The 26,345-nt window shown below is 69.4% G+C and carries 22 protein-coding genes; 5 read left to right on the top strand and 17 right to left on the bottom strand.

What is annotated here, in order from left to right; genetic code table 11:
* The first annotated feature begins 24 nt into the window (after positions 1 to 24).
* Positions 25 to 933, top strand: a complete 909-nt coding sequence (locus EV691_RS03735) for a LysR family transcriptional regulator (protein WP_242672559.1) — start codon at positions 25 to 27, stop codon at positions 931 to 933.
* A 30-nt stretch (positions 934 to 963) separates the two neighbouring features.
* Here the strand turns inward: EV691_RS03735 and EV691_RS03730 are convergent, their stop codons facing one another.
* Genes EV691_RS03730 through EV691_RS03715 form a run of 4 tightly spaced genes read right to left on the bottom strand, consistent with a single transcriptional unit; the run spans position 964 to position 7,187 of the window.
* On the bottom strand, positions 964 to 4,188 hold the full coding sequence (locus EV691_RS03730) for an efflux RND transporter permease subunit (RefSeq protein ID WP_131298812.1): 3,225 nt from the start codon (positions 4,186 to 4,188) through the stop codon (positions 964 to 966).
* Positions 4,189 to 4,198: 10 nt separating this feature from the next.
* Positions 4,199 to 5,479, bottom strand: a complete 1,281-nt coding sequence (locus EV691_RS03725; protein ID WP_131298813.1) for an efflux RND transporter periplasmic adaptor subunit — start codon at positions 5,477 to 5,479, stop codon at positions 4,199 to 4,201.
* Positions 5,476 to 6,750 carry a TolC family protein gene (locus EV691_RS03720; protein WP_131298814.1) on the bottom strand — a complete coding sequence of 425 codons (1,275 nt, stop codon included), beginning with the start codon at positions 6,748 to 6,750 and terminating at the stop codon, positions 5,476 to 5,478. The genes EV691_RS03725 and EV691_RS03720 overlap by 4 nt, the downstream gene beginning before the upstream one ends.
* Positions 6,751 to 6,806: 56 nt before the next feature.
* Positions 6,807 to 7,187, bottom strand: a complete 381-nt coding sequence (locus EV691_RS03715) for a hypothetical protein (RefSeq protein ID WP_242672560.1) — start codon at positions 7,185 to 7,187, stop codon at positions 6,807 to 6,809.
* Between the two features lie 178 nt (positions 7,188 to 7,365).
* Here EV691_RS03715 and EV691_RS03710 point away from each other — a divergent pair, with 178 nt between their 5' ends.
* Together EV691_RS03710 and treA are read left to right on the top strand one after the other, a co-directional pair.
* Positions 7,366 to 8,685: a lytic murein transglycosylase gene (locus tag EV691_RS03710; RefSeq protein ID WP_131298815.1), complete on the top strand. Its 1,320-nt coding sequence runs from the start codon at positions 7,366 to 7,368 to the stop codon at positions 8,683 to 8,685.
* A gap of 610 nt (positions 8,686 to 9,295) precedes the next feature.
* Complete coding sequence (gene treA, locus EV691_RS03705) at positions 9,296 to 10,930, top strand: alpha,alpha-trehalase TreA (protein ID WP_131298816.1); 1,635 nt, start codon at positions 9,296 to 9,298, stop codon at positions 10,928 to 10,930.
* A gap of 72 nt (positions 10,931 to 11,002) precedes the next feature.
* Here the strand turns inward: treA and lipA are convergent, their stop codons facing one another.
* The 12 genes from lipA to EV691_RS03645 all read right to left on the bottom strand — a co-directional run bounded on the left by lipA (position 11,003) and on the right by EV691_RS03645 (position 22,113).
* A complete protein-coding gene (lipA, locus tag EV691_RS03700) occupies positions 11,003 to 11,983 on the bottom strand; it encodes a lipoyl synthase (RefSeq protein ID WP_089169192.1) in 981 nt (326 codons plus the stop codon).
* On the bottom strand, positions 11,980 to 12,636 hold the full coding sequence (gene lipB, locus EV691_RS03695) for a lipoyl(octanoyl) transferase LipB (RefSeq protein ID WP_131298817.1): 657 nt from the start codon (positions 12,634 to 12,636) through the stop codon (positions 11,980 to 11,982). Before lipB ends, lipA begins: the two co-directional genes overlap by 4 nt.
* Positions 12,636 to 12,914 carry a DUF493 domain-containing protein gene (locus EV691_RS03690; RefSeq protein WP_039805908.1) on the bottom strand — a complete coding sequence of 93 codons (279 nt, stop codon included), beginning with the start codon at positions 12,912 to 12,914 and terminating at the stop codon, positions 12,636 to 12,638. The genes lipB and EV691_RS03690 overlap by 1 nt, the downstream gene beginning before the upstream one ends.
* A gap of 71 nt (positions 12,915 to 12,985) precedes the next feature.
* On the bottom strand, positions 12,986 to 14,194 hold the full coding sequence (locus EV691_RS03685) for a D-alanyl-D-alanine carboxypeptidase family protein (protein WP_131298818.1): 1,209 nt from the start codon (positions 14,192 to 14,194) through the stop codon (positions 12,986 to 12,988).
* 61 nt (positions 14,195 to 14,255) lie between these two features.
* On the bottom strand, positions 14,256 to 15,242 hold the full coding sequence (locus EV691_RS03680; RefSeq protein ID WP_131298819.1) for a septal ring lytic transglycosylase RlpA family protein: 987 nt from the start codon (positions 15,240 to 15,242) through the stop codon (positions 14,256 to 14,258).
* A complete protein-coding gene (mltB, locus tag EV691_RS03675) occupies positions 15,239 to 16,267 on the bottom strand; it encodes a lytic murein transglycosylase B (protein ID WP_131298820.1) in 1,029 nt (342 codons plus the stop codon). The genes EV691_RS03680 and mltB overlap by 4 nt, the downstream gene beginning before the upstream one ends.
* A gap of 14 nt (positions 16,268 to 16,281) precedes the next feature.
* On the bottom strand, positions 16,282 to 17,427 hold the full coding sequence (gene rodA / locus EV691_RS03670) for a rod shape-determining protein RodA (protein WP_131299016.1): 1,146 nt from the start codon (positions 17,425 to 17,427) through the stop codon (positions 16,282 to 16,284).
* A complete protein-coding gene (gene mrdA / locus EV691_RS03665) occupies positions 17,417 to 19,339 on the bottom strand; it encodes a penicillin-binding protein 2 (protein ID WP_131298821.1) in 1,923 nt (640 codons plus the stop codon). The genes rodA and mrdA overlap by 11 nt, the downstream gene beginning before the upstream one ends.
* A 15-nt stretch (positions 19,340 to 19,354) precedes the next feature.
* On the bottom strand, positions 19,355 to 19,822 hold the full coding sequence (gene rlmH, locus EV691_RS03660) for a 23S rRNA (pseudouridine(1915)-N(3))-methyltransferase RlmH (protein WP_039805914.1): 468 nt from the start codon (positions 19,820 to 19,822) through the stop codon (positions 19,355 to 19,357).
* A 7-nt stretch (positions 19,823 to 19,829) separates the two neighbouring features.
* Positions 19,830 to 20,183: a ribosome silencing factor gene (gene rsfS, locus EV691_RS03655; protein ID WP_039805915.1), complete on the bottom strand. Its 354-nt coding sequence runs from the start codon at positions 20,181 to 20,183 to the stop codon at positions 19,830 to 19,832.
* 20 nt (positions 20,184 to 20,203) lie between these two features.
* Positions 20,204 to 20,848, bottom strand: a complete 645-nt coding sequence (gene nadD, locus EV691_RS03650; RefSeq protein ID WP_089169199.1) for a nicotinate-nucleotide adenylyltransferase — start codon at positions 20,846 to 20,848, stop codon at positions 20,204 to 20,206.
* Positions 20,848 to 22,113, bottom strand: coding sequence for a glutamate-5-semialdehyde dehydrogenase (locus EV691_RS03645; RefSeq protein WP_131298822.1), 1,266 nt, complete (start codon positions 22,111 to 22,113; stop codon positions 20,848 to 20,850). Before EV691_RS03645 ends, nadD begins: the two co-directional genes overlap by 1 nt.
* 207 nt (positions 22,114 to 22,320) lie before the next feature.
* On the opposite strand from EV691_RS03645, the gene EV691_RS03640 reads away from it, so the two are divergent.
* Together EV691_RS03640 and EV691_RS03635 are read left to right on the top strand one after the other, a co-directional pair.
* Positions 22,321 to 23,640: a bifunctional DedA family/phosphatase PAP2 family protein gene (locus EV691_RS03640; protein ID WP_131298823.1), complete on the top strand. Its 1,320-nt coding sequence runs from the start codon at positions 22,321 to 22,323 to the stop codon at positions 23,638 to 23,640.
* 257 nt (positions 23,641 to 23,897) lie between these two features.
* Positions 23,898 to 25,700 carry an alpha,alpha-phosphotrehalase gene (locus EV691_RS03635; protein WP_131298824.1) on the top strand — a complete coding sequence of 601 codons (1,803 nt, stop codon included), beginning with the start codon at positions 23,898 to 23,900 and terminating at the stop codon, positions 25,698 to 25,700.
* Between the two features lie 46 nt (positions 25,701 to 25,746).
* Here EV691_RS03635 and EV691_RS03630 read toward each other — a convergent pair whose 3' ends face one another.
* Positions 25,747 to 26,337, bottom strand: coding sequence for an LON peptidase substrate-binding domain-containing protein (locus EV691_RS03630; RefSeq protein WP_131298825.1), 591 nt, complete (start codon positions 26,335 to 26,337; stop codon positions 25,747 to 25,749).
* Between the last annotated feature and the right edge of the window lie 8 nt (positions 26,338 to 26,345).

The raw sequence follows: 26,345 nt of genomic DNA, 5'->3' as shown, positions 1-26,345 counted from the left end.
GGTGATCCCTTGGAAATTAGGCAGTTGAAGTATTTCGTCGCGGTGGCCGAAGAGCTGAACTTCAATCGCGCCGCCGAACGGCTGTACATCACCCAGCCCGCGCTGAGCCGGCAGATCCAGCAGCTGGAGGAAGCCATTCCCGCCGTCCTGCTGGAGCGCAACTCCAAGCGCGTCGCACTGACCGACGCCGGCCAGGCCTTCTACCAGCAGGCGCTGAACATCCTTGCCCAGCTGCAGCACGCGGCCGACGAGTCGCGCCTGCTGGCCGAGGGCCGCAAGGGCAGTCTGGTGATCGGCATCTTCGGCTCGTCGATCCTCGACTTCATCCCGCGGGTGCTGCAGGCGTTCGGCCGCACCCATCCGGCCGTGGAGATCTCCCTGCATCCGATGGACAAGGACGCGCAGATCCAGGCGCTGCGCGAGCGCCGGCTCAGCATCGGCTTCAACCGCCTGGTGCCGAACGAGCCGGACATCGAGCAGGAACTGGTGCGCAGGGAGGCGCTGATGCTGGCGCTGCCGGCCAAGCACCCGCTGGCGGCGCGGGACAGCATCGAGCTGGGCGAGGTACTGGAGGAGCCCTTCATCCTCTACCCGCGCGGGGTCCGGAAGGGCCTGACCACCCATGTGCGGCGGCTGTTCGCCGACTACGACGCCACCCCCCGGGTGGTTCAGGAGGTCACCGACGTGACCACCAGCATCGCCCTGGTGGCCGGCGGGCTGGGGCTCTGCGTAGTGCCCCAGTCCACCGTCAACCTGCGCCTGCCGGGCGTGGAATACCGCGCCCTGCGCTGCCGCGGCAAGGCCGAGATCGAACTGGCCTGCCTGTACCGCAAGGGCGACAGCTCGCCGATCCTGCGCGCCTTCCTCGATACGGTCCGCCAGCTCGGCAGCCAGGAAGCAACGCCCGCGGCGGACAACCGGCAGGCGTCGTGAGGACGGCGGCAGCCTGAGCGGGAAGGCTGCTCAGGCCGTCGGCTCCTGCTCCAGACGGCCCGGCAGCGCCGTCCGCTCCTCCGCCCGCAGCGCGGGCGCCGCCTCCTCGCGGTGCAGCCAGCGGTACAGCGCCGGCAGCACGAGCAGGGTCAGCAGGGTCGAGGAGACGATCCCGCCGATGACCACGGTGGCCAGCGGCCGCTGCACCTCGGAGCCGGCGCCGACGTTGAAGGCCATCGGCAGAAAGCCCAGCGAGGCCACCAAGGCGGTCATCAGCACCGGGCGCAGGCGGCCGAGGGCGCCCTCGACGATCGCCGTCTCGAGCCCGGCGCCGCGCTCGCGCAGCCTGCGCACGAAGGCGATCATCACCAGCCCGTTGAGCACCGCCACCCCGGACAGGGCGATGAAGCCGACCCCGGCGGAGATCGACAGCGGAATGCCGCGCAGCGCCAGGGCGATCACCCCGCCGGTCAGCGCCAGCGGCACGCCGCTGAACACGATCAGCGCGTCGCGCACCGAGCCGAAGGCCCAGAACAGCAGGGCGAAGATCAGCGCCAGGGTCGCCGGCACCACGATCGCCAGGCGCTGGCTGGCCGAGATCAGCTGCTCGAAGGTGCCGCCGTAGTCGACCCAGTAGCCGGCCGGCACCTCGACCTCGGCGGCCACCCGCTGGCGCAGTTCGGCGACGAAGCCGCCGAGGTCGCGGCCGCGCACGTTGGCGGTCACCACCACCCGGCGCTTGCCGTTCTCGCGGTTGATCTGGTTCGGCCCCTGGTGGACCTCCAGCGTCGCCACCTCGCGCAGCGGCACGGTCTGCGGCGCGCCGGCCAGCCAGGCGGCGGCGCGGCTCGACTCGTCGGCGTTGAGGCTGGCGCCGAGCGGGACCGGCAGGTCGGCCAGGGCCGCCGGGTCCTGGCGCAGGCGCTCGGGCAGGCGCACCACGATGTCGAAGCGCCGGTCGCCCTCGAACAGCTGGCCGGCGACCTCGCCGCCGACCGCCGTGGCCAGGGTGTCCTGCACCGCGCCGGGGTTGAGGCCGTAGCGCGCCAGCGCCTGGCGGTCGGGGCTGACGCTGAGCAGCGGCAGCCCGGTGGCCTGCTCCAGCTTGACGTCGGCCGCCCCCGGCACCGCCCTGGCGACGCGCTCGATCTCCTGGCCGACCGCCACCAGCTGCTCCAGGTCGTCGCCGTAGAGCTTGATCGCCACGTCGGCGCGCACCCCGGAGATCAGCTCGTTCATGCGCATCTGGATCGGCTGGGTGAACTCGTAGTTGTTGCCCGGCAGGCGCTTGACCGCCGCCTCGATCTCGCCGATCAGCTGCGCCTTGGGCTTGCGCGGGTCGGGCCACTGCTCACGCGGCTTGAGGATCAGGAAGGTGTCGGCCACCGAGGGCGGCATCGGGTCGGTGGCCACCTCGGCGGTGCCGAGCTTGCCGAACACCCGCTCGACCTCGGGGAACTGCTTGATCCGCGCCTCCAGGGTCGCCTGCATGCGGATCGCCTGGTCCAGGCTGGTGCCGGGAATGCGCAGCGCGTGCAGGGCGATATCGCCCTCGTCGAGGCCCGGCACGAACTCGCTGCCGAGGCGGGTGGCGAGCGCCCCGCAGGCGGCGACCAGCGCCAGCGCCGCGGCGATCACCCAGCCGCGCCGGCGCAGCGACCAGCCCAGCACCGGCGCATAGCCGCGCCGCGCCCAGCGCATCAGGCGGGTGTCGTGCTCGGCCACCCGGCCGCGCAGGAACAGCGCGATGGCCGCAGGCACGAAGGTCAGCGAGAGCAGCATGGCGCCGCTCAGGGCCAGCACCACGGTGATCGCCATCGGCTGGAACATCCGCCCCTCGACGCCGCCGAGGGCGAAGATCGGCAGGTAGACGGCGGTGATGATGCCGAGGCCGAACAGGCTCGGGCGGATCACCTCGGCGGTGGCCGAAGCGGCGGCGTCCAGCCGCTCGCCGTCGTTCATTGGCCGGCCCAGCGCCTGCTGCAACATCCCGAAGCGGCGCAGGCAGTTCTCGATGATGATCACCGCGCCGTCGACGATCAGGCCGAAGTCCAGCGCGCCCAGGCTCATCAGGTTGCCCGACACCCCGCCGCGCAGCATGCCGGTGACGGTGAGCAGCATCGACAGCGGGATCACCGCCGCGGTGATCAGCGCCGCGCGGAAGTTGCCGAGCAGGAGGAACAGCACCACGATCACCAGCAAGGCGCCCTCGGCCAGGTTCCTCGCCACCGTCTCGATGGTGCGCTCGACCAGCCGGGTGCGGTCGTAGACCGGGTTGGCGCCGACCCCGGGCGGCAGGCTCCGGCTGGCCTCGGCCAGCTTCTGCGCCGAGGCCAGGGCGACCTCGCGGCTGTTCGCGCCGATCAGCATGAACACCGTGCCCAGCACCACCTCGCGGCCGTTCTGGGTGGCCGCGCCGTTGCGCAGCTCCGGCCCCTCGCCCACCTCGGCCACGTCGCGCACGCGGATCGGCACGCCCTCGCGGCGGTCCAGCACGATGTCGCGCAGGGCGTCGAGGTCGGCGATCTGCCCGGGGGCGCGGACCAGGAACTGCTGGCCGTTGCGCTCGATGTAGCCGGCGCCGACGTTCTGGTTGTTCGCCGCCACGGCGGCGACCACGTCGTGCAGGGTGAAGCCCAGGGCGACCAGCCGCGCCGGATCGGGGGTGATGTGGATCTGCCGGGCGAAGCCGCCGATGGTGTTGACCTCGGTGACGCCGGGGGTATTGCGCAACTGCGGGCGCACCACCCAGTCCTGCAGGGTGCGCAGGTCGGTGGCGCTCCAGGGCGTGCCGTCGGGCTTGCGCGCTCCGGGAGCGGCCTCGAGCGTGTACATGAAGATCTCGCCCATGCCGGTGGCGATCGGCCCCATCGCCGGCTCGAGGCCGGCCGGCAACTGGCCGCGCACCTGCTGCAGGCGCTCGCCGACCTGCTGGCGGGCGAAGTACAGGTCGGTGCCGTCCTTGAACACCACGGTGACCTGCGACAGGCCGTAGCGCGAGATCGAGCGCGTGTAGTCGAGGCCGGGCAGGCCGGCCAGCGCGGTCTCGATCGGGAAGGTCACGCGCTGTTCGGCCTCGAGCGGCGAGTAGCCGGCGGCCTCGGTGTTGATCTGCACCTGGACGTTGGTGATGTCCGGGGTGACGTCGATCGGCAGCCGGGTGAAGCTCCAGCCACCCAGGCCGGCCAGGGCCAGGGTGAGGGCGAGCATCAGCCAGCGCTGGGCGATGGCGAAGCGGATGATGTTTTCGAGCATCGCGGTATCCTCAGTGGTCGTGGGAAGCGCCGGACTTCTCGATGTCCGCCTTCACCAGATAGCTCTGCTCGACCACGATCTGGTCGCCCTTCTCTATCCCGGCCAGCACCTCGACCCGCTCGGCGTCGCGCCGACCCAGTTCGACCGGGCGCACCTCGTAGGTGTCGCCGACGCGGACGAACACCACCTCCCAGTCGCGGAAGCTCTGCAGCGCCGCCAGCGGCACGACCAGCGCGGCCGGCTGACGGGCGACGACGATACGCGCCTTGACCGCCGAGCCGGGACGCCAGAAGCCGTCGGCGTTGGCCAGGCTGGCGCGGGCCACGGTGCTCTGGCTGACCGTCGCGGTGCCGGGCAGCACGCGCTCGAGCACACTCCTGGCGGTGGCGCCGTCGCTCAGGCGGGTCACCTCGACCGGCAGGCCGGGACGGATGCGCTGGGCGTCGGCGCCGAACAGGTGCAGGTCGACCCACAGGGTCGACAGGTCGGCGATCTCGAACAGCGGCGCACCCTCGCCGGCCAGGGCGCCGAGGCTGGCGTTGCGCGCCAGCACCACGCCGGAGATCGGCGCAGTCACCGGATACTCGGTCAGGCTCAGGTTGCTCTCCACGCGGGCGAGGGTCTGCCCGGCGCGCACCGGGTCGCCGACATTGACCGCAAGGCGGCGGATCGGCCCGGGAAAGCGCGCGGTGACCTTGGCGACCTTGCCGTCGACCGGGGTCAGCAGGCCCTGCACCTCATGGGCGTCGGCGATCTCGCCGGGGCCGGCCGGCGCCACGCGGATGCCGGCCTCCTCGGCGATGGTCCGCTCGATCTCGGTGCGCCCCTCGTAGCTCGGGTAGCTCCAGCGCAGCGCCTGGCCCTCGATGCTGGCGAGCACCTCGACGTCGAAGGAGTGCGGCTCGCCGACCACGCTGGAGGCCATCAGGCTGCCATCGGCCTGGGCTTCCAGCCGGTGGTTCTCGGGACGGTCGCCGAGGCGCTTGAGACGTACCTCGACGACGCTGCCGGCCGAGGGCGGCAGCAGCTGGCCGTCGCGGTACAGCCAGGCCTGGTACTTCGGCGGCGTGCCCTCTTCGGCAATGGCCAGCTCGACGGTCAGCGCTCCCTCTTCGAGCAGGCGGCCGCCGTGTCCGCCCTTGCGCGGCTCGTCGTGTTCTTCGTGCTCGCCATGTCCGCCGTGTGCGCCGGCATGCTCGTGAGGGGTGGACTCGGCCGGCGAATGGCCGTCGCAGGCGCTCAGCGCCAGGGTCAGGGCCAGCGGCAGACCGGCCAGGAGGGATGCTTTCACGGGGTGTTTCCTTTGTCGGTGGACTGACCGGCGATGAACGCCTGGCCGGTGAGTCGCTGGATTTCGATGAGGGTGCGCTGGGCGTCCAGGGCGGCGTCGAGCTGCTGGCGGCGCGCCGCGGTCCGCTCGGACTGCAGCTGGGCCCACTCCAGATAGCTGATGGCGCCGGCGCGATAGGCGCGCTCGGCGGCGCCCTCGGCGCGCGACAGCAGGGGGATCACCTCGTCCTGCAGGCGGCGGACCTCGAGCTGCGCGGTGCGATAGCGGCCGTGCGCCTCGACCAGGGTGGAATGCAGCGCCAGCCCCCGGGCCTCGCGCTCGGTCTCCAGCGCGCCCAGCTCGGCCTCGGCGGCGCGGATCCCGGGTGCGGCGCGGCGTTCCGCGCCCAGCGGCAGCGACAGGCTGCCGACCATGCCGAAGTCGTCGCTCGCCTCGAGACGGCGCACGCCGAGCTGCCAGTCCAGATCCGCCGTCGCCTGGCTGCGCGCCAGTTGCAGGCGCGCCTCGCGGATGCGCCGCTCGCCGACGAACTGCTCGAGTTCCGGGGTGCGCTCGAGCAGCGCGGTCAGCGCAGCGAAGTCGGCGATCTCCGGCAGCCGCGCGGGATCGGCGGCGACCACCTCGAAGCGCGGATCGCGCTCGCCCCAGAGTGCCGCCAGATACTGGCGCGCGGAGTCGAGGCGCTGCCGCGCGCGGGCCCGCTCCAGTTCGGCGCGGGCCAGCGCCGCCTCGGCGGTGAGGACCACCGACTCCGGCGAGGCGCCGGCCTGCAGGCGCTGGCGCGCGCCGGCCAGGGTCCGCCGGCGCTGGGCGATGTCCTCCCCGGCGATCTCGCCCTGGCGGCGGGCGGCGACCATCGCCAGATAGCGCCGGGCCACTTCGGCGAGCAGATCCAGGCGGCGCGCTTCGCGCTCGACCGCCAGGGCGTCGATCTGGCTGCGGGCCAGGGTCCGGCGTGCGTCGAGCTTGCCGCCGCGCTCCAGCACCGAGGCCAGCGTCAGGGTCAGCTCGGCACCCTGCAGACCGCGCGCCTCGTCGGTGCCGAAGGCGTTCTCCAGGGTGGCGCCGGCGACCAGCGCCGGACGCAGAGCGGCGCGCTCGCGTTCCGCGGCGAGCACTGCGCCGCGGCTGTCGAACAGGCGCAGCTCGGGATGGGTGGCGGCAACGCGGGCGAAGGCGTCGTCCAGGGAAAGGCGGTCGGCGGCAAACGCGGGCCAGGCCACGACGGATGCCGCGACCCAGGCGGCAAGCGCCGCGAGTCGTGAACGCATGAAGAAACTCCGATCGATCGAGGTAAGGAAATGCCGGCCACAGGCCAGGCAGGCGCTTACGCGAAGATCGGCGGTCGGTAGGGCGCGCGTGCGGGAGACGCCGGCAGGAGCGGCGTCTCGTCCCGAGGCCGGGCGCTGCCCGGCGGGATGGCGGTCAGCCGCGGGAAGGCGCCCAGGGCGACCTGCGCGGCATGGCCGGCGCAGTGGGCGGAATGGAGCAGCGCATGAAAGCCTCCGCCGCCTTCTCCATCCGGCTCTGCGTCGCCGCCGTGGCCGGACGCCTGCTCAGGATAGGCATGGGCGCCAAGCGGCGCATGGGAGAGATCGTGGAGCTCGCCGAGCGAGGTCAGTACCGGCAGCAGCGCCATGGCCAGCAGCAGCGCCAGTGCGACGAGGCACGGGACGAGCACGGGGCGATGGCGAGAAGAACCGGACATGGCTGCAAGGACCTGGGCAATCGGCTGTCGAGCGGTCGGGGGCAGGAAGCGCGGGCCACCCTACACGCGCCGGCAACGCGGCGCAACCTGGGCGATCCCCTTCCGACGGCACGGGCGGACAAGCCTTTCCCCGGCATGTTATGGTCGGCGCTTGATTGCAGCCTTTCGAGATGTACCGATGCTCAGCACCCCGGCCCCCGGCCAGATCCTTCGCCAGCTGATCGCCGGCAGCGCACTGGTCCTGCTGACCGCCTGCGTCGACACCCCCACCGCCGACTCCGCCCCGGCAGTCGCCGCGCCGGCGCCAAGCGCGGCCGTGGCCCCGGCGCCGACGATCGCCACGCCGCCTGCCCTCCCGACCGCGCCGCTCGCCGTCATCCGCTTCGAGGACTGGCGCGACAACTTCCGCCGCGAGGCGCTGGCCGGCGGCATCCAGCCGCTGGTCTTCGACCGGGCGTTCGCCGGCGTCGAGCCCGATTCCGCGGTGATCTCCGCGGACCGCAGCCAGCCGGAGTTCACCCGGCCGGTCTGGGCCTACCTGGAAGGTGCCCTGGCCGAGCAGCGGGTGCGCAGCGGTCAGACCCTGCTGAAGCGGCATGCCGAGCTGCTGGGCCGGATCGAGGCGCGCTATGGCGTCGACCGCCAGGCGCTGGTGGCGATCTGGGGCATGGAAAGCAACTTCGGCCAGGTCATGGGCAACAAGTCGGTGATCCGCTCGCTGGCCACCCTGGCCTTCGAGGGGCGTCGCCCGCAGTTCGCCCACGACCAGCTGCTGGCGGCCCTGTCGATCCTGCAGAACGGCGACGTGCGGCCGGAGCGGATGATCGGCTCCTGGGCCGGCGCCATGGGCCAGACCCAGTTCATCCCGACCACCTACCTCAGCCATGCGGTGGACTTCGACAGCGACGGACGCCGCGACATCTGGGACTCGACCGCCGACGCCCTGGCCTCCGCCGCCCACTACCTGCAGGCGTCCGGCTGGCGCCGGGGCCAGCCGTGGGGCTTCGAGGTACGCCTGCCGCAGGGCTTCGACTACGCCCAGGCCGACATGGCCACCCGCAAGTCGCTGGGCGAGTGGCGCCAGCTGGGCGTGGCCCTGCCCGCCAGCAGCAACGGCCTGGCGGCCGGGGAGCAGGCCAGCCTGCTGCTGCCCGCCGGGCACCGCGGCCCGGCCTTCCTGGTGCTGGACAACTTCCGCAGCGTGCTCAAGTACAACAACTCCACCTCCTACGCGCTGGCCATCGGGCTGCTCGGCGAGCGCTTCGAGAACCGCGGGCAGATCGTCGGCGCCTGGCCGCGCGGCGATACGCCGCTGAGCCGCAGCGAGCGCATCGAGCTGCAGAACCTGCTGGCCGGCAACGGCTTCGACCCCGGCAGCGCCGACGGCATCATCGGCGCCAATACCCGCAAGGCGGTGCGCAGCTTCCAGCAGCGCCTCGGCTGGCCGGCCGACGGCTATCCGACCAGCGAACTGCTCGAGGCCCTGCGCCGGCAGTAAGGCACCGTGCTGGCCGACGCCCGCGCGCGCCGGTCCGGCCCAGGCTGCTCAAAACCCCTTCTCCGCCATTCGGCAAGGCCCCAGCTCTTGATTTGAACCCCACGACCTGCCTCGGGGCAGCTTGCCAAACAAAAAACCGAAGACTAAGGTAGCGCTATCTTTAATGGCGTGCATGGCGTGCTCCCTGCAGCCGCCCGCTTCGGAACCGCTCCGGCGGTAGTCCACAAGAACAACAAGATAGCGACGACAGCCCCTGCCCTGCAGATTCGTTCGATCCGCAGAGATAGCGCTGTCCATACGCCGAGGTCTTCCCCGCCATGCGCGTGCGTACCGACGACGCTGCTGCTTTCAGCAGCCCCAGCCCCCCCAGCGTTCCTTACCTTCGATGCCCCGCATCGCAGTCGCTAGAGCCGTTTCACTGTACCCGGGCTCAAGGAATGCCCGGACTTCTCTCCTCTCCCTGGCATGGGGGAGAGGGCGCTGAAGGCCGTCGCCCCCAAAGATCGCTGCAGTCTTGAGCCGGTGTTTCACGAACATGCTCCAGGGCCAGCCGCCGTCTCCCCGCGGTATCCGACTTCCCACAACAACAATGAGGCCCTACGGATAACTCATGAAAACCCTTCGTCACCCCCACCCAGGCCCCCTGCTCGCCCTGTCCCTCTCGATCCTGCTGGCCAGCGCCGGCACGGCCTTCGCTCAAGGCACCTGGAGCCATGAGGATGCCAGCACAGCGCGGGCGCTCACCCCCGACGAGGCCTACCCGGAACTCTTCCAGAGCGTCCAGCAGCAATGGCTGTTCGACGACCAGAAGCAGTTCGTGGACGCCGTGCCGCGGCGCGATCCCGCCGCCATCCGGGCCGACTACCTGACCCGCCACCAGCAGCCCGGCTTCGACCTCCGGCAGTTCGTAGCGGACAACTTCGTCCCCCCGGCCTCGGCGGAAACCCAGCCGACCCGTCCGGGCGTGAGCCTGCGCGAGCACATCGGCAACCTCTGGCCGGCGCTCACCCGCCAGCATGCCGAGGTTCCTGCCTACAGCAGCGAGCTGCCGCTGCCCCACCCCTACGTGGTGCCGGGCGGACGCTTTCGCGAGCTGTACTACTGGGACTCCTACTTCACCATGCTGGGCCTGGTGGAGAGCGGCGAGAAGCAGCTGGCCCGGCAGATGGTCGACAACTTCGCCCACCTGATCGATACCTACGGGCATATCCCCAACGGCACCCGCTCCTACTACCTGAGCCGTTCGCAGCCGCCCTTCTTCTCGTTCATGGTCGAACTGGTCGCGCAGGCGGAGGGCGACGACGCCTATCGCCGCTACCTGCCGCAACTGCAGAAAGAATACGCCTACTGGATGGAAGGCTCGCAGACCCTCAAGCCCGGCGAGGCGGCACGCTACGTCGTCCGGCTGGCCGACGGCAGCCTGCTCAACCGCTACTGGGACGACCGCGACACACCACGCCAGGAATCCTACATGCAGGACCGCGAGACCGCCGAACAGGCCCAAGGCCGTCCGGCCAGCGAGGTCTACCGGGACCTGCGCGCCGGCGCCGCCAGCGGCTGGGACTACAGCTCGCGCTGGCTGGAGGATGGCAAGACCATGGCCACCATCCGCACCACCGCCATAGTGCCGATCGACCTGAACAGTCTGCTGCATCACCTGGAGAGCACCATCGCCCTGGCGTGCGGGAAGAGCACCATGCCGAGCTGCACCGAGGCCTACGGCGCACGCGCCGAGCGGCGCCGGCAGGCGATCGAGCGACATCTGTGGAACGACGCCGGCTACTACGCCGACTTCGACTGGAAGAAGAAGCGGCTCAGCGCGCAGATCACCGCCGCCACCCTCTATCCGATGTTCGTCAGCGTGGCCTCCCCCGAACGGGCCGGCCTCACCGCCAGGACGGTGGAGGCGAACCTGGTCAAGCCGGGCGGGCTGAATACCACGCAGACCGACAATGGCCAGCAGTGGGACTCCCCCAACGGCTGGGCACCGCTGCAATGGATCGCCGTCTCCGGCCTGCGCCGCTACGGCCAGGACGCGCTGGCGCAGACCATTGGCCAGAACTTCCTCGCCCAGGTGCAGGCGCTGTTCGACAAGGAGCACAAGCTGGTGGAGAAATACAGCGTGGAAGGAGAGAACCTCGGCGGGGGCGGCGGCGAATACAAGCTGCAGGACGGCTTCGGCTGGACCAACGGCGTCACCCTGAAACTGCTGAGCCTCTATCCGCAGGAGAAGGCGGCCCCCTGAGCAGCAGGCGGCGTTCCCGAGCCCATGAAAAAGCCCCCTCGCGGGGGCTTTTTCGTTGCGGCTGGCGGGCAATCAGTCGCCCTTGGCGCCGTGGGCCTGCTGGTCGGCGTGATAGGAGGAACGCACCAGCGGGCCGGAGGTGACGTTCTTGAAGCCCATCTTCTGCCCTTCCTCGGCGAACCAGGCGAAGGTGTCGGGATGGACGAAACGCTGCACCGCCAGGTGGCTGCGCGAGGGCTGCAGGTACTGGCCGAGGGTGAGCATGTCGATCTCGTGCTCGCGCATGCGCTGCATGGTCTCGATCACTTCCTCGTCGGTCTCGCCGAGGCCGAGCATCAGCCCGGACTTGGTCGGCACGCCCGGCACGCGCTTCTTGAATTCCTCCAGCAGGTCCAGCGACCACTCGAAGTCCGAACCCGGGCGGGCGGCCTTGTACAGGCGCGGCACGGTTTCCAGGTTGTGGTTGAACACGTCCGGCGGCTCGCTGGCGGTGATCTCGAGGGCGATCTCCATGCGTCCGCGGTAGTCGGGCACCAGGGTTTCCAGCTGGGTGCCGGGGCTCAGCCGACGAATCTCGCGCAGGCAGTCGGCGAAGTGCTGGGCGCCGCCGTCGCGCAGGTCGTCGCGGTCCACCGAGGTGATCACCACGTATTTCAGGCGCAGGTCGGCGACGGCCACGGCGAGGTTCTTCGGCTCGTCGGGGTCGAGCGGGTTCGGCCGGCCGTGGCCGACGTCGCAGAACGGGCAGCGGCGGGTGCAGATGTCGCCCATGATCATGAAGGTCGCGGTGCCGCCGGCGAAGCACTCGCCGAGGTTCGGGCAGGAGGCTTCCTCGCAGACGCTGTGCAGCTTGTGCTGGCGCAGCAGCTGCTTGATCCGGTCGACCTCGGGGGAAGCCGGCATGCGCACGCGGATCCAGTCCGGCTTGCGCGGCAGCTCCTCGGTCGGAATGACTTTCACCGGGATGCGCGCGACCTTCTCCGCGCCGCGCAGTTTGACCCCGGTCTCAACCTTGTTGGCCGGGCCCTTGCCCGTGGTTTCCGTCGTGCTCATATGCTTTCGATCCCGCCCGTAAGGGTCTTTGCTTCAGCGTAACCGAGCTGCGCAGCGAGCTGTGCACGCAGGCGGCTGCGCACCTCGGCGAATTCGACCGGCCCGCGGGCCTGATCCTTGAGTTGTGTCATGACCATGCCGGCGTAGCCGCAGGGGTTGATGCGCTGAAAGGGCGCCAGATCCATGTCCACGTTCAGGGCCAGGCCATGGAAGGAACAGCCGTTGCGGATGCGCAGGCCGAGGGAGGCGATCTTCATCTCGCCGACGTAGACCCCCGGCGCATCCGCCTTGGCATAGGCCTCGACCCCATAGCCAGCGAGCAGCTCGATCAGGCTGCGCTCGATGCGGCTGACCAGCTCGCGCACGCCGATGCCCAGGCGCCGCACGTCCAGCAGCAGGTAGCCGACCAGTTGGCCGGGGCCGTGGTAGGTCACCTGGCCGCCGCGATCCACCTGCACCACCGGGATGTCGCCGGGGAACAGCAGATGCTCGGCCTTGCCGGCCTGACCCTGGGTGAACACCGGGGCATGCTCGAGCAGCCAGAGTTCGTCGCCGGTTTCCGGACCGCGCCCATTGGTGAAGCGCTGCATCGCCTGCCAGGTCGGCAGGTAGTCGAGCAGCCCCGGCTCGCGGACGCCGATCACGCCCGGCATCAGAGCACCATGTGCACGCGCCCGGTGGCGCGCAGGTCGAGGTGGATGGCCTGCAGCTGCTCGACGCCGGTGGCGGTGATCAGCACCTGCACGGCGAGATAGCGCCCGTTGCGGCTGTCGCGCAGCCTCAGGGTGGAGCTGTCCAGCCCGGGCGCATGGCGCTGGATCACCTCGACGACCAGGTCGGCGAAACCCTCGCCGGCATCGCCGATCACCTTGATCGGATAGCGCTCGCAGGGAAATTCGATTTTCGGAGCTTGTACGTCGGTATCGGTCATGGCGGTGGCGGGCCGTTCGGCCCGCGGGGACGGCCGCCCGCCGGAAGCGGCGGACGGCGGTCGGCAGAGGTTCAGTTGAACAAACCGTAGAAGAACAGGCGGATGCTATCCCATAGACGACGGAACAGGCCACCCTCCTCGACGGTTTCCAGGGCAACCAGATCGGCGCTGCGCAGCACCTGCTCGCCCAGCCTGACCTCGACCTTGCCGACCACGGTGCCCTGCTGGATCGGTGCGATCAGTTGCGGCTCGAGGACGCTGCTGGTGGTCAGCTGCTTGAGCTGGCCGCGCGGCATGGTGAAGGTCAGATCCTCGGCCAGGCCGACCTTGACCTCGCGGCTGGCGCCCTTCCATACCGGCGAGCGGGCCAGCTCGGTGTTCTTCTGGAAGAAGGTCTGGGTCTCGAAGAAGCGGAAACCGTAGGTCAGAAGCTTCTGGGTCTCGGCGGCGCGGGCCTGTTCGCTGTTGGTGCCGAAGACCACCGAGATCAGGCGCTGGCCGTCGCGTACGGCGGAAGCCACCAGGCAGTAGCCGGCCTCCTCGGTGTGACCGGTCTTCAGGCCGTCGACGGTCTTGTCGCGCCACAGCAGCAGGTTGCGGTTGGGCTGCTTGATGTTGTTCCAGAAGAACTCCTTCTGCGCATAGATCGCATAGTGGGCCGGGTCGTCGTAGATGATCGCGCGGGCCAGCCTGGCCATGTCGTGGGCCGAGGAATAGTGCTCCGGATGCGGCAGGCCGGTGGCGTTCATGAAGTGCGAATTGCTCATCCCGAGACGCTGCGCAGTGGTGTTCATCATGTCGGCGAAGGCGTCCTCGCTGCCGGCGATGTGCTCGGCCAGCGCCACGCTGGAATCGTTGCCGGACTGGATGATGATGCCGTGCAGCAGGTCGTCGACGCTCACCTGGGTGCCGACCTGGATGAACATCCGCGAACCGCCGGTGCGCCAGGCCCGCTCGCTGACGGTGACCATGTCGCCTTCCTTGATCTGCCCGCGCTTGATCTCCAGGGTGGCGATGTAGGCAGTCATCAGCTTGGTCAGGCTGGCCGGCGGCAGGCGCTGATCGCCGTTGCTGTCGATCAGCACCTGGCCGCTGGCGGCGTCCATCAGCAGATAGGAGGTGGCGGCCAGCTGCGGCGGAGCCGGAATGGCCTGGGGCTCCGCGGCACGCGTCGGCGTCGGCGTCGGCACCGGGGTGGCCTGGGGCTCGGCGGCCCAGGCGCTCGGCACGCAGATAAGGAGGGCCAGGAAAAGGCGTTGCACAAGTCGGGTGGTTTTCATCGTTTCTCGGATCGTTGGCTAGTCGGACACAGCCCTGCGGGCTGTGGAGAGGGTCCCGATCTCAATCGGGCTTGACCAGGGTCGGCTGGCCGAGTCTGGCCAGGCGCACGCTGTCCTGCAGCTGGAGCGCCTCGTCCTGGCTGCCGATCGGCCCCAGGCGCACGCGATGGAAGGTCTGCCGGTCGCGCACCACCGGGCTGACGAACGCCGGGGTGGAGCTGATCCGGCTCAGCTTGTCCTTGAGCAGCTCCGCCGCGTCCGGATTGGCGAAGGCGCCGACCTGCAGGTACAGGCCCTCGGCCGGAGCGGCGGCCTGGCTGGCGGCGACCGCCACGGGCGGCACGGCGTCCGCATGCTGGCCGGGCGGCGGCGAATATTCCTCGATCGGCTGCACCGCCGCACGGGTGGCCGGCTGCGCCTTGGCCACCTGCGGCTGGGCCAGCACCAAGGGCGGCTTGCGACCCTGCTGGGCCCACCACTCTTCCGGATCGATGCCTTCGACGCTGACCCGCGCGGTGCCGGTCTCGGCATAGCCGAGCTTCTTCGCCGCGGCGAAGGACAGGTCGATGATCCGGTCGGAATAGAAGGGGCCGCGGTCGTTGACCCGCAGGACCACGCTCTTGCGGTTGTCCAGGTTGGTCACCCGGACATAGCAGGGCAGCGGCAGGGTCTTGTGCGCCGCGCTCATCCCGTAGAGGTCGTAGTGCTCGCCGTTGGCGGTGGCCTGGCCATGGAACTTGGTGCCGTACCAGGAGGCGGTGCCGGTCGCCTTGTAGCGGCGGCCGTCGTTCATCGGGTAGTAGGTCTTGCCCAGCACCGTGTAGGGGTTGGCCTTGACCGGCCCATAGTGGGGCGCGGGCACCGCGTCGGGAATCTTCGAAACGTCGACGTCCCACCAGGGCGCGCCGTCCTTGAGCGGGCGCGGGTAGTGGACCTTGGCGGAGGAGCCCGACGGCGTGCCGCGCTCCGGCGGCGTGCTGGAGCAGCTGGCCAGCAGCGCCAGGCCGCCGAGCAGGAGCAGACGGAACGGCAGGGCGCGCCTCGTCATCGGCGGCCGCCCTGCGCCTGGAGCAGCAGATCGGAGAGCTGGTGCACGGCCATGGCATACATCACGCTGCGGTTGTAGCGGGTGATGGTGTAGAAGTTCGGCAGCCCCATCCAGTATTCCGCGCCGTCCGCGCCGTCCAGGCGGAAGGCGGTGACCGGCAGGCCGTCGTCGAGGCGGTCGCGGGTCTTCCAGCCGAGGCTGCGCAGCTCGCCGACGCTCTTCACCGGCTCCAGCCCCTCGGTCAGGCCCTGCTCGGCGTCCGGCCCATTGATCTCGGCGCGGCTGGCCACCGGTCCGCCGGCGCTCCAGCCGTGGCGCTTGAAGTAGCTGGCGACGCTGCCGATGGCGTCGGTCGGGTTCTTCCAGATGTCGATGTGGCCGTCGTTGTCGAAGTCCACTGCATAGGCGCGGAAGCTGCTCGGCATGAATTGCGGCAGGCCCATGGCGCCGGCGTAGGAGCCGGTCAGGCTGAGCGGGTCGACCTGCTCCTCGCGGGTCATCAGCAGGAACTCGCGCAGCTCCTTGCGGAAGAAGGGCGCGCGCGGCGGATAGTCGAAGCCCAGGGTGGACAGCGCGTCGATCACCCGATAGTTGCCGGTGTTGCGCCCGTAGAAGGTTTCCACGCCGATGATCGCGACGATCACCTGGGCCGGCACGCCGTATTCCTGCTCGGCACGGGCCAGGGCCGCCTCATGCTCGCGCCAGAAGTCCAGGCCGCGGGCCACGCGGGCCTCGGTGATGAAGATCGGCCGGTACTCCTTCCACGGCTTGGCGCGCTCCGCCGGCCGCGAGATGGCGTCGAGGATCGGCTGCTTGCGCTGCACCTCGCGGAACAGGCCGAGCAGTTGTTCGCCGGCAAAGCCGTAGTCGCGGGTCATCTCCGCGACGAACTCGTCGACCTGTGGCGAATCCGTGTAGTCGCCGGCCAGCGCCGCGCCGCCATGCAGCGCGCAGGCCAGCCCCAGAAAGCCCGCCAGGCTGGCCAAATCCAGGGTTCTGGCCGCTCGGCCACGCCGTATATGCATCGATCCGTTACTCTTCAAACTTGCGCGATCCATTTGCGATGGGTGTGGATCGACATCAAAACCCCGAACCCTGACAGCAGGGTCACCAGCGAAGTTCCGCCGTAGCTAATGAACGGCAGGGGCACCCCCACCACCGGCAACAGGCCGCTCACCATGCCGATGTTGATGAAGACGTAGACGAAGAAGGTCATGGTCAGGCCGCCGGCCCACAGCTTGCCGAACAGCGTCTGCGCCTGCACGGTGATCACCAGTCCGCGGGCGATCAACAGCAGGTAGACCAGCAGCAGCAGACAGACGCCGACCAGGCCGAACTCTTCGGCCAGGACCGCAATGATAAAGTCCGTATGGCTTTCCGGCAAAAAATCCAGGTGCGACTGGGTGCCGAGCAGCCAGCCCTTGCCGAACACCCCGCCCGAGCCGATCGCCGCCTTCGACTGGATGATGTTCCAGCCGGTGCCGAGCGGGTCGCTCTCCGGGTCGAGGAAGGTCAGCACCCGCTGCTTCTGGTACTGGAGCAGGACGAAATACCACATGCCCACGGCGACCGGCACCACAGCCGCCACCGCCCCGCCGATCCACAACCAGGGCAGCCCGGCGACGAACAGCACGAAGGCGCCGGAAGCGAGGATCAGCAGCGAGGTGCCGAGGTCCGGCTGGCGCAGGATCAGCACGAAGGGCACGCCGATCAGCGCCAGGCTGACGGCGGTGTGCTTGAGTCCCGGCGGCAGGTTGTTGCGGGCGAGATACCAGGCGATGGTCGCCGGCATGATGATCTTCATGAACTCCGAGGGCTGGAAGCGGATCACCCCGGGGATGTTGATCCAGCGGGTGGCGCCCATGGCGTTGTGGCCCATGACTTCCACCACCGCCAGCAGAATCACGCCCAGCACGTAGGCCAGCGGCACCCAGCGGGCGATGAAGCGCGCCTCCACCTGGGCGATGACCAGCATGGCGAGCATGCCGAGACCGAACGAGCTGGCCTGCTTGACCAGCAGGTCGAGGTTCCTGCCACTGGCCGAATAGAGGACGAACAGGCTGCCGGCGGCGAGCAGCAGCAACAGCAGCAGCAGCGGGCCGTCGATGTGCAGGCGCTGTAGCAGGGTGGCGCGGCGACGCAGCACGTCCTCGTCGGACAGGGTGCGGTCGAAACTAGCGTTGATTGTCATGGGCAAGCTCCTGCGGCGCCGCGGCGAACTGAGCCTTCAGGCGGCCGTTCTCGTCGAGCAGCCAGGCGTCCATCACCTGCTTGGCCACCGGCGCGGCGACGCCGGAGCCCGACTCGCCGTTCTCCACCATCACCGCCACGGCGATCTGCGGATTCTCGGCGGGGGCGAAGGCGATGAACAGGGCGTGGTCGCGATGGCGCTCCTGCAGCTTGTTGCGGTCGTACTTCTCGCCCTGGCGGATCGCCACCACCTGTGCCGTACCGCTCTTGCCGGCGATCCGGTAGCGCGCCGTGGCGCCGACCTTGTGCGCGGTGCCGCGTGCGCCGTGCACCACCTGCTGCATGTCGGAGTTGATCAGGTCCCAGTTGTGCGGATCCTTGAGCTGGATGTCCGGCGGTGCTGGTCGCGCCGCCAGCAGGCCGCTCGCCATCAGTTGCTCCGGCGACAGGCCGTCGGCCTTCATCAACAGCCGCGGACGGTGCCACTTGCCCTTGTTCGCCAGGAGGGCGGTGGCCTGGGCCAGCTGCAGCGGAGTGGCCAGCATGTAGCCCTGGCCGATGCCGGTGATCAGGGTCTCGCCCGGATACCAGGCCTGGCGGCGGTTGACCCGCTTCCACTCGCGCGAGGGCATCAGCCCGGCGGCCTCCTCGAACATGTCCAGGGACACCCGCTGGCCGATGCCGAAGTGGCTCAGGTAGCGGTGCAGGCGGTCGATGCCCATGCGGTGCGCCAAGGAGTAGAAATAGGTGTCGTTGGAGCGGGCGATGGCCAGCTCCATGCTCACCCAGCCGTCGCCGCCGCGGTTCCAGTTGCGGTACTTGTGCTTGACGTTGGGCAATTGATAGAAGCCCGGATCGAAGACCCGCGTGCTGCGCTCCACCACCCCGCTGTCGAGGCCGGCCAGGGCGACCACCGGCTTGATCGTCGAGCCCGGCGGGTAGATGCCACGCAGCACCCGGTTGTACAGCGGGCGGTCGATGGAGTCGCGCAGCGCGGCGTAGTCCTTGATGCTGATCCCGGTGACGAACAGGTTGGGGTTGAAGCTCGGCTGGCTGATCATCGCCAGCACCCCGCCGCTGGTCGGGTCGATGGCGATCACTGCGCCGCGGCGGTCGCCGAGTGCCGCCTCGGCGGCCTTCTGCAGGTTCAGGTCGAGGCTCAGGGTGAGGTCCTTGCCGGGCACCGGATCGGTGTGCTTGAGCACTCGCAGCACCCGCCCGCGGGCGTTGGTCTCGACCTCCTCGTAACCCACCTGGCCGTGCAGCAGGTCCTCGTAGAACAGCTCCACGCCGGTCTTGCCGATGTGGTGAGTACCACTGTAGTCGACCGGATCGAGCTTCTTCAGCTCGCGCTCGTTGATCCGCCCGACGTAGCCGACCGAATGGGCGAAGTGCTCGTTCTGGGGGTAGTGGCGGACCAACTGGGCGGCCACCTCCACGCCAGGCAGCAGGAACTGGTTGACCGCGATGCGGGCGATCTGCTCCTCGGACAGCTCGAACAGGATCGGCACCGGCTCGAACGGCCGGCGCCCCTGGCGCACGCGCTTCTCGAACAGGGTGCGCTCCTCGGGGCCGAGCTCGAGCACCGAAACGATGGTGTCCAGCACCTTCTGCCAGTCGCCGGCGCGCTCGCGGGTCACCGTCAGGCTGAAGCTCGGCCGGTTGTCGGCGAGGATCACCCCGTTGCGGTCGAAGATCAGCCCGCGGTTCGGCGGGATCGGCTGCACGTGGATGCGGTTGTTTTCCGCCAGGGTCGAGTGGTGCTCGTACTGGATCACCTGCAGGTAGTACAGGCGCGCCACCAGCGTCAGCGACAGCAGCACGATGACCACCGCGCCGACGACGGCCCGCGCGCGGACCAGGCGCGCGTCCTTCTCGTGGTCTTTGAGGCGAATCGGCTCCGGCATCTGCGCAAACCGCGGTCACTTGTGATACGGATGCCCGGACAGCAGGGTCCAGGCGCGATAGATCTGCTCGCCGATGAGGATGCGGACCAGGGGATGCGGCAGGGTCAGCGGCGACAGCGACCAGCGCTGTTCGCTGCGCGCGCAGACCTCCGGCGCCAGGCCTTCCGGGCCGCCGACCATGAGGTTGACGGTGCGCGCGTCGAGCCGCCAGCGCTCCAGCTCGGCGGCCAGCTGCTCGGTGCTCCAGGACTTGCCGGTCACCTCGAGGGTGACGATGCGTTCGCCCGCCTGCACCTTGCCCAGCATGGCCTCGCCCTCCTGGCGGATCAGGCGGGCCACGTCGGCATTCTTGCCCCGGGTGTGCAGGGGGATTTCCACCAGTTCGAGGGCCAGCTCGGGCGGCAGGCGCTTGGCATACTCGTGCCAGCCCTCCTCCACCCAGCGCGGCATCCGCGAACCCACGGCGATCAGGCGCAGACGCACGGCGATCTCATTCCTCGCCGTGCTGGGCCCGGCTCTGCTCCGCGCCCTGCCAGAGACGCTCGAGGTCGTAGAACTGGCGGGTGGCGACCTGCATCACGTGGACCACCACGTCGCCCAGATCGAGCAGCGCCCATTCGCCACCCTCCAGCCCCTCGCTGCCGAGCGGGCGCACGCCCTGCTCCTTGACCTTCTCTAGGACGTTGTCGGCAAGGGATTTCACATGGCGGCTGGAGGTGCCGCTGGCGACCACCATGAAATCGGTGACGCTGGTCTTGCCGCGCACATCGATGACGGTGATGTCCTTGGCCTTGAGATCTTCCAGGGCGTCGACCGCCAGCTGGACCAGTTGTTCGTTCTGCATGGATGGCTCGTATGTGATGTTCAGTTCGACGCCGGGTACAACCCGTGCGCATGGATATAGGCCAGTACCGCGTCGGGTACCAGGAAGCGCACCGAGCGGCCGCTGGCCAGGCGTTCGCGGATCTGCGTGGCGGACACCTCCAGCGGCGTCTGCCAGACGAAGGCGATTTGCCCGCCCGGCCCGGCGAGGGCCTGCGGATCGCCGACGCTGCGCGCCGCCAGCAGGTTGCGCAGGGCTTCCGGCGGCTCGCTGGCGGCCTCCGGGCGCTGCAGGACCAGGATGTGGCAGTGGTCGAGCAGTTCCTGCCAGCGGTGCCAGCTCGGCAGGCCGCAGAAGGCGTCCCAGCCGAGCACGAGAAACAGCTGGTCGTCCGGGGCCAGCTCGCCGCGCAAAGATTCCAGGGTGTCAATGGTATAGGACGGCCGCTCGCGGCGAAGTTCACGGTCGTCCACGGTCAGGGGCGGCACGTCGTCGACCGCACAGCGCACCATCGCCAGGCGGTCGGCCGCCGACACCTGCGGCGACAGCCGGTGCGGCGGACGCGCGCAGGGAATCAGGCGCAGCTCGTCGAGGCCGAACTGCTCGGCGACCTCGAGGGCGCCGCGCAGATGACCGATATGGATGGGGTCGAAGGTGCCGCCGAGAATTCCGATCTTTTTCGCCATCAGCCGCGCACGTGGCCATCGCCGAACACGACGTACTTCTCGCTGGTCAGCCCTTCCAGGCCGACCGGGCCGCGGGCGTGCAGCTTGTCGGTGGAGATGCCGATCTCCGCGCCCAGGCCGTATTCGAAGCCGTCGGCGAAGCGCGTCGAGGCGTTGATCATCACCGAGCTGGAGTCCACCTCGGCGAGAAAGCGCCGCGCGTCGGTGAAGCTCTCGGTGACGATGGCGTCGGTGTGGTGCGAGCCGTAGTGGTTGATGTGGGCGATGGCCTCGTCCAGGGAATCCACCACGCGCACCGAGAGGATCGGCGCGTTGTATTCGGTGGACCAGTCCTCCTCGCTCGCCGCCAGGGTGCCTGGGCCGAGCAGTTCGCGGCTGCGCGGGCAGCCGCGCAGCTCGACGCCCTTGGCCCGGTAGATCTCGCCGAGCGGCGGCAGCGCGCGCGCGGCGACGGCGGCGTGCACCAGCAGGGTTTCCATGGTGTTGCAGGGCGCGAAGCGCTGGGTCTTGGCGTTGTCGGCGACGCGGATCGCCTTGTCGAGGTCGGCGGCGACGTCGATGTAGACGTGGCAGATGCCGTCCAGATGCTTGATCACCGGCACCTTCGCCTCGCGGCTGATGCGCTCGATCAGGCCCTTGCCGCCGCGCGGGACGATCACGTCGACGAATTCCGGCATGCTGATCAGCGCGCCCACCGCGGCGCGGTCGGTGGTCTCCACCACCTGCACGGCGGCCGCCGGCAGGCCGGCCTCGGCCAGGCCGAGCTGGATGCAGCGGGCGATCGCCTGGTTGGAATGGATGGCCTCGGAACCGCCGCGCAGGATGGTGGCGTTGCCGGACTTCAGGCACAGGCTGGCGGCGTCGATGGTCACGTTGGGGCGCGACTCGTAGACGATGCCGATCACCCCCAGCGGCACGCGCATCCTGCCGACCTGGATGCCCGAGGGCATGTAGCGCATGTCGCGGATCTCGCCGATCGGATCGGGCAGCCGGGCGACCTGGCGCAGCCCCTCGATCATCTCGTCGATACGCGCCGGGGTCAGCGCCAGACGGTCGAGCATGGCCTCGTCCAGGCCGCTGGCGCGGCCGGCGGCCAGGTCCTGGGCGTTGGCCGCGGCGAGTTCCTCGCGGGCGGCGTCCAGGGCGGCGGCAGCGGCCTCCAGGGCACGGTTCTTCTGCGCGGTGCTGGTGCGCGCGAGCACCCGCGAGGCTTCGCGGGCGGCGCGGCCCAGGCGGGTCATGTAGTCGAGCACGGACTCGGTCATGGTCTCGGGTCTGGCAGTCGGGGAAAGCGGCTGATTATAGCGATACCGCCGTCCTGCGCCCAGCATGCTCGGGCAGAAGTCGCGCCCGGAACAGGCCTCCGTGCCGCCAGCGGCGGCTGCTATCATGCGCCGCTTGGCGATACGGCCCGCGCGGCCGGCCCGGAACCATCCCATCCCTCACAGGCCCATGACAAGGAGCGCCGCCCGATGAGCGCATGGCTCGACAGCCTGACCGGCTGGCTGACCTCTCACCCCGAATGGCTGGGACTGGCCATCTTCCTGATCGCCTGCGTCGAATGCCTGGCGATACTCGGCATCATCGTTCCCGGCACCGTGCTGATGTTCGCGGTCGCCGCGATGGCCGGCAGCGGCGCCCTGACCCTCGGCCAGACCCTGCTGCTGGGCTATGCCGGCGGGCTGCTCGGCGACGCGATCTCCTATGCCCTGGGCCGGCATTTCCACCAGGGCATCCGGCGCCTGCCCATCCTGCGCCATCATCCGGAATGGCTGGTCGGCGCCGAGGTGTATTTCCAGCGCTACGGCATCGTCAGCCTGCTGGTCGGCCGCTACATCGGCCCGCTGCGGCCGATGCTGCCGATGATCGCCGGCATGCTCGACATGCCGCTGCCGCGCTTCATCGCCGTCAGCCTGCTGGCCGCCGCCGGCTGGGCGGTGGCCTACCTGCTACCCGGCTGGGCCACCGGCGCCGCTTTGCGCCTGCCGCTGCCGGAGGGCTTCTGGAGCGACGCCGGGGTGATGGCGGCGGGACTGGCGCTGGTCCTCGGCCTGATCGTGCAGACCAGCCTGCGCCGCCAGCGCTGGGCCACACCGCTGGCCGCCGGCCTCTGCCTGGCGGCGCTCGGCGCCCTGCTGCTGGGCTGGAGCCGGTTGCACGAACTCGACCAGGGGCTGCTGACGCTGATCCAGGAGCAGCGCCACGCCAGTCTGGACCAGGTGATGGTACTGATCACCCGTCTGGGCGACTTCAACACCCAGCTGTATGCCGGTGCGCTGCTCGGCCTGCTGCTGCTGGCCCTGCGGCAATGGCGCGCGGCGCTGTTCGCCGGCCTGGCCCTGCTCGGCACGGCCCTGGCCAACGGCGGCCTGAAAGCGCTGTTCGCCCGCGGCCGTCCGGAGGTTCTCCTCGAGCCGCTGCACAGCTACAGCCTGCCCAGCGGACACAGCTCGGCGGCCTTCGCCTTCTTCCTCACCCTGGGCATCCTCGCCGGCCGCGGCCAGACGCCGCGGATGCGCCTGACCTGGCTGCTGCTCGCCTGCCTGCCGGCCATCGCCATCGCCCTGTCGCGGGTCTACCTGGGCGTGCACTGGCCGACCGACATCATCGCCGGCGGCTTGCTCGCCGGAGGCTTCTGCGCCCTCAGCCTGGCCCTGGTGCAGCGGAAGACGCCGCTCGAGGGAATCGACGCCCGCATCTGGTGGCTGATCGTGCCGCTGTGCCTGGCGCTGCTGGGCGGCGCCGCCAGCTGGGCGCTGCCGGAAGCCCTGGCGCTGTACCGCTACCGCTGAACGGCAGCCTCCCCCCCTCGAGATCCTGCACTCTTCGCCACCTCGGGCCAGGCGCCTGGGCAACGGCCCGGCGCCCGAACGCAACAGTATTCCGATACCGCCATGCTGAATCGTTTTACCTAAAGAAAATCCAAGGTTTATCCTCTGAAAAACAGGGAAGTCGACGAGGCATCCTCCCCTGTCTGCCCCGCCACGGCCCTGGCCGCAAGCGGGAAGCGCCGAACAACAAGAACCCAAGCCCGGAAAAGGAAAATTTCATGCAGAAGGCAAGCTTTCGCAAAACCCTGTTGAGCGTCATGATGGGCACTCTGGCCATATGTCAAACGGCAATGAGCACCCCGAGCACAGGCAGCGACACGGCGAAAGAAGACACTCCGCAAACCCCGGCCGCCCGCCCCGGCGCGCCCTGGTGGAAGGAGGCGGTCGTCTACCAGATCTATCCGCGCTCGTTCAACGACACGAACGGCGACGGCATCGGCGATCTGAACGGCATCACGGCGAAGCTGGATTACCTGAAGACGCTGGGCGTCGACACGATCTGGCTGAGCCCGCATTTCGACTCGCCCAACGCCGACAATGGCTACGACATCCGCGATTACCGCAAGGTAATGAGCGAATTCGGCAACATGGACGACTTCGACCGCATGCTCGCCGAGATGAAGAGGCGCGGCATGCGTCTGATCATCGACCTGGTGGTCAACCACAGCAGCGACGAGCATCGCTGGTTCGTCGAGAGCCGCCAGTCGAAGGACAACCCCTATCGCGACTACTACATCTGGCGCGACGGCAGGGACGGCGGAGCACCGAACAACTACCCGTCGTTCTTCGGCGGCTCGGCCTGGAAGAAGGACGAGGCCACCGGGCAGTACTATCTCCACTACTTCGCCCGGAAACAGCCCGACCTGAACTGGGAAAATCCCAAGGTCCGCGCCGAGGTCTACGACATCATGCGCTTCTGGCTGGACAAGGGCGTGTCCGGCTTCCGCATGGACGTGATCCCCTTCATCTCCAAGCCGGACGGCCTGCCCGACCTGCCCGCGGAAAACCTTGCCCATCCCGAATTCGTCTACGCGAACGGCCCGCGCGTCCACCCGTATCTTCAGGAGATGAACCGCGAGGTCCTGTCCCGCTACGACGCCATGACGGTCGGCGAGGCCTTCGGCATCAGCTTCGAGCAGGCGCCGCTGTTCACCGACGCGCGCCGCCGCGAACTCGACATGATCTTCCACTTCGATCTGGTCCGGCTCGATCGCGACGGCTGGCGCAAGAAGGACTGGACGCTGCCCGAGCTCAAGGCGGCTTATGCGCAGATCGACCGCACGGGCGGCAGCCATGGCTGGAACACCAGTTTCCTGACCAACCACGACAATCCCCGCACCGTCTCCCATTTCGGCGACGACAGTCCCGAATGGCGCGCCGTCTCGGCCAAGGCACTGGCGACCATGATGCTCACCCAGCGCGCCACGCCCTTCCTCTACCAGGGTGACGAACTGGGCATGACCAACTATCCCTTCCACGGCATCGAGGACTACGACGACGTCGAAGTGAAGGGTCAATGGCACGACTTCGTGGAAAGCGGCAAGGTGTCGGCGGAGGAATACCTGTCCCATCTGCGCCAGACCAGCCGCGACAACGCCCGCACCCCGATGCAGTGGAGCGCGGCGCCGAACGGTGGCTTCACCACCGGCACGCCCTGGCTGGCGGTCAATCCGAACTATGCGCAGATCAATGCGACGGCTCAGGTCGACGACGCCGGCTCGGTCTACCACCATCATCGCCGCCTGATGGAGGTGCGCCGCCAGATCCCCGCGCTCATCCATGGCGAATTCCGGGATCTCGATCCGGCCAACCCCAAGGTCTTCGCCTATACGCGCACGCTCGACGACAAGCGCTATCTGGTGCTGATCAACTTCACCCGCGAGACGGTCGCCTACGACCTGCCGGAGGGGCTGAAGATCGCCACCACGCTGCTGGACAACGGCGCCGCGCAGCAGCCGCTGCAGCCCGGCGCCGCAAGCGTCTCGCTGCAGCCCTGGCAGGCGACGATCTACCAGCTCTGAGCGAGCCTCTTCGCAGAGGCGCCCGGACCTGGAGCCCGCGGCCGACTCAGGCCGGCGCCTCGCCCTGCAGGCGCTCCAGCAGGTGCTGGATGTGCTCCAGGCGGCGCACCGGATCGCCCATCGCCAACAGTTTCAGCTTCTCCTCGGCCTCGAACGGCAGCAGGTAGCTCAGCTGGTTGGCCAGCGCCTGCTGATTCGCCGGCGTGCCGCCCATGCCCAGCGCCTCGATCAGCGGATGCTCCGCCAGCGCCTGCAGCAGGGCGGCCAGCTCGGCGTGCCCGGCGGCCAGCGGCGCCGCCTGGACCTCGTGCAGCCAGTCCACCTCGGCGACGGTCAGCTGGTCGCGCCGCACCTCGGCGCGATTGACGCGAAAACGCCGGGCGCCCTCGACGCGGACTTCCAGCACCCCGTCGGGGCGCTGCTGCCAGTCGCGGATCAGCGCCTCGCAGCCGAGCGCGGCGAAGCGGCTGGCCGCCTCGCCGACCTCCTCGCCCTCGAGGAGGCATACCACGCCGAAGCCCGTGCCCTGGCGCAGGCAGCGACTGAGCATGTCCAGATAGCGCGCCTCGAAGATCGACAGATCCAGCCGGCAGCCGGGAAACAGGACGGTATTCAGGGGAAACAGCGGAAAGTCCATCGCGCCTC

The sequence above is a fragment of the Azotobacter chroococcum genome, from assembly GCF_004339665.1.
Taxonomy (GTDB): Bacteria; Pseudomonadota; Gammaproteobacteria; order Pseudomonadales; family Pseudomonadaceae; genus Azotobacter; species Azotobacter chroococcum.
Note: the sequence above shows the minus strand (reverse complement) of the source record. Positions and strands in the feature narration are given on the sequence as shown.

Coding starts and splice junctions, on each gene's coding strand:
- nadD (WP_089169199.1), bottom strand. CDS start 20,848: ATGGCGAAAAAGATCGGAATTCTCGGCGGCACCTTCGACCCCATCCAT.
- EV691_RS03635 (WP_131298824.1), top strand. CDS start 23,898: ATGCAGAAGGCAAGCTTTCGCAAAACCCTGTTGAGCGTCATGATGGGC.
- EV691_RS03680 (WP_131298819.1), bottom strand. CDS start 15,242: ATGACGAGGCGCGCCCTGCCGTTCCGTCTGCTCCTGCTCGGCGGCCTG.
- EV691_RS03645 (WP_131298822.1), bottom strand. CDS start 22,113: ATGACCGAGTCCGTGCTCGACTACATGACCCGCCTGGGCCGCGCCGCC.
- treA (WP_131298816.1), top strand. CDS start 9,296: ATGAAAACCCTTCGTCACCCCCACCCAGGCCCCCTGCTCGCCCTGTCC.
- EV691_RS03685 (WP_131298818.1), bottom strand. CDS start 14,194: ATGAAAACCACCCGACTTGTGCAACGCCTTTTCCTGGCCCTCCTTATC.
- mrdA (WP_131298821.1), bottom strand. CDS start 19,339: ATGCCGGAGCCGATTCGCCTCAAAGACCACGAGAAGGACGCGCGCCTG.
- EV691_RS03710 (WP_131298815.1), top strand. CDS start 7,366: ATGCTCAGCACCCCGGCCCCCGGCCAGATCCTTCGCCAGCTGATCGCC.
- EV691_RS03630 (WP_131298825.1), bottom strand. CDS start 26,337: ATGGACTTTCCGCTGTTTCCCCTGAATACCGTCCTGTTTCCCGGCTGC.
- EV691_RS03720 (WP_131298814.1), bottom strand. CDS start 6,750: ATGCGTTCACGACTCGCGGCGCTTGCCGCCTGGGTCGCGGCATCCGTC.
- EV691_RS03730 (WP_131298812.1), bottom strand. CDS start 4,188: ATGCTCGAAAACATCATCCGCTTCGCCATCGCCCAGCGCTGGCTGATG.
- EV691_RS03715 (WP_242672560.1), bottom strand. CDS start 7,187: ATGTCCGGTTCTTCTCGCCATCGCCCCGTGCTCGTCCCGTGCCTCGTC.
- rsfS (WP_039805915.1), bottom strand. CDS start 20,183: ATGCAGAACGAACAACTGGTCCAGCTGGCGGTCGACGCCCTGGAAGAT.
- lipB (WP_131298817.1), bottom strand. CDS start 12,636: ATGCCGGGCGTGATCGGCGTCCGCGAGCCGGGGCTGCTCGACTACCTG.
- EV691_RS03690 (WP_039805908.1), bottom strand. CDS start 12,914: ATGACCGATACCGACGTACAAGCTCCGAAAATCGAATTTCCCTGCGAG.
- mltB (WP_131298820.1), bottom strand. CDS start 16,267: ATGCATATACGGCGTGGCCGAGCGGCCAGAACCCTGGATTTGGCCAGC.
- EV691_RS03640 (WP_131298823.1), top strand. CDS start 22,321: ATGAGCGCATGGCTCGACAGCCTGACCGGCTGGCTGACCTCTCACCCC.
- lipA (WP_089169192.1), bottom strand. CDS start 11,983: ATGAGCACGACGGAAACCACGGGCAAGGGCCCGGCCAACAAGGTTGAG.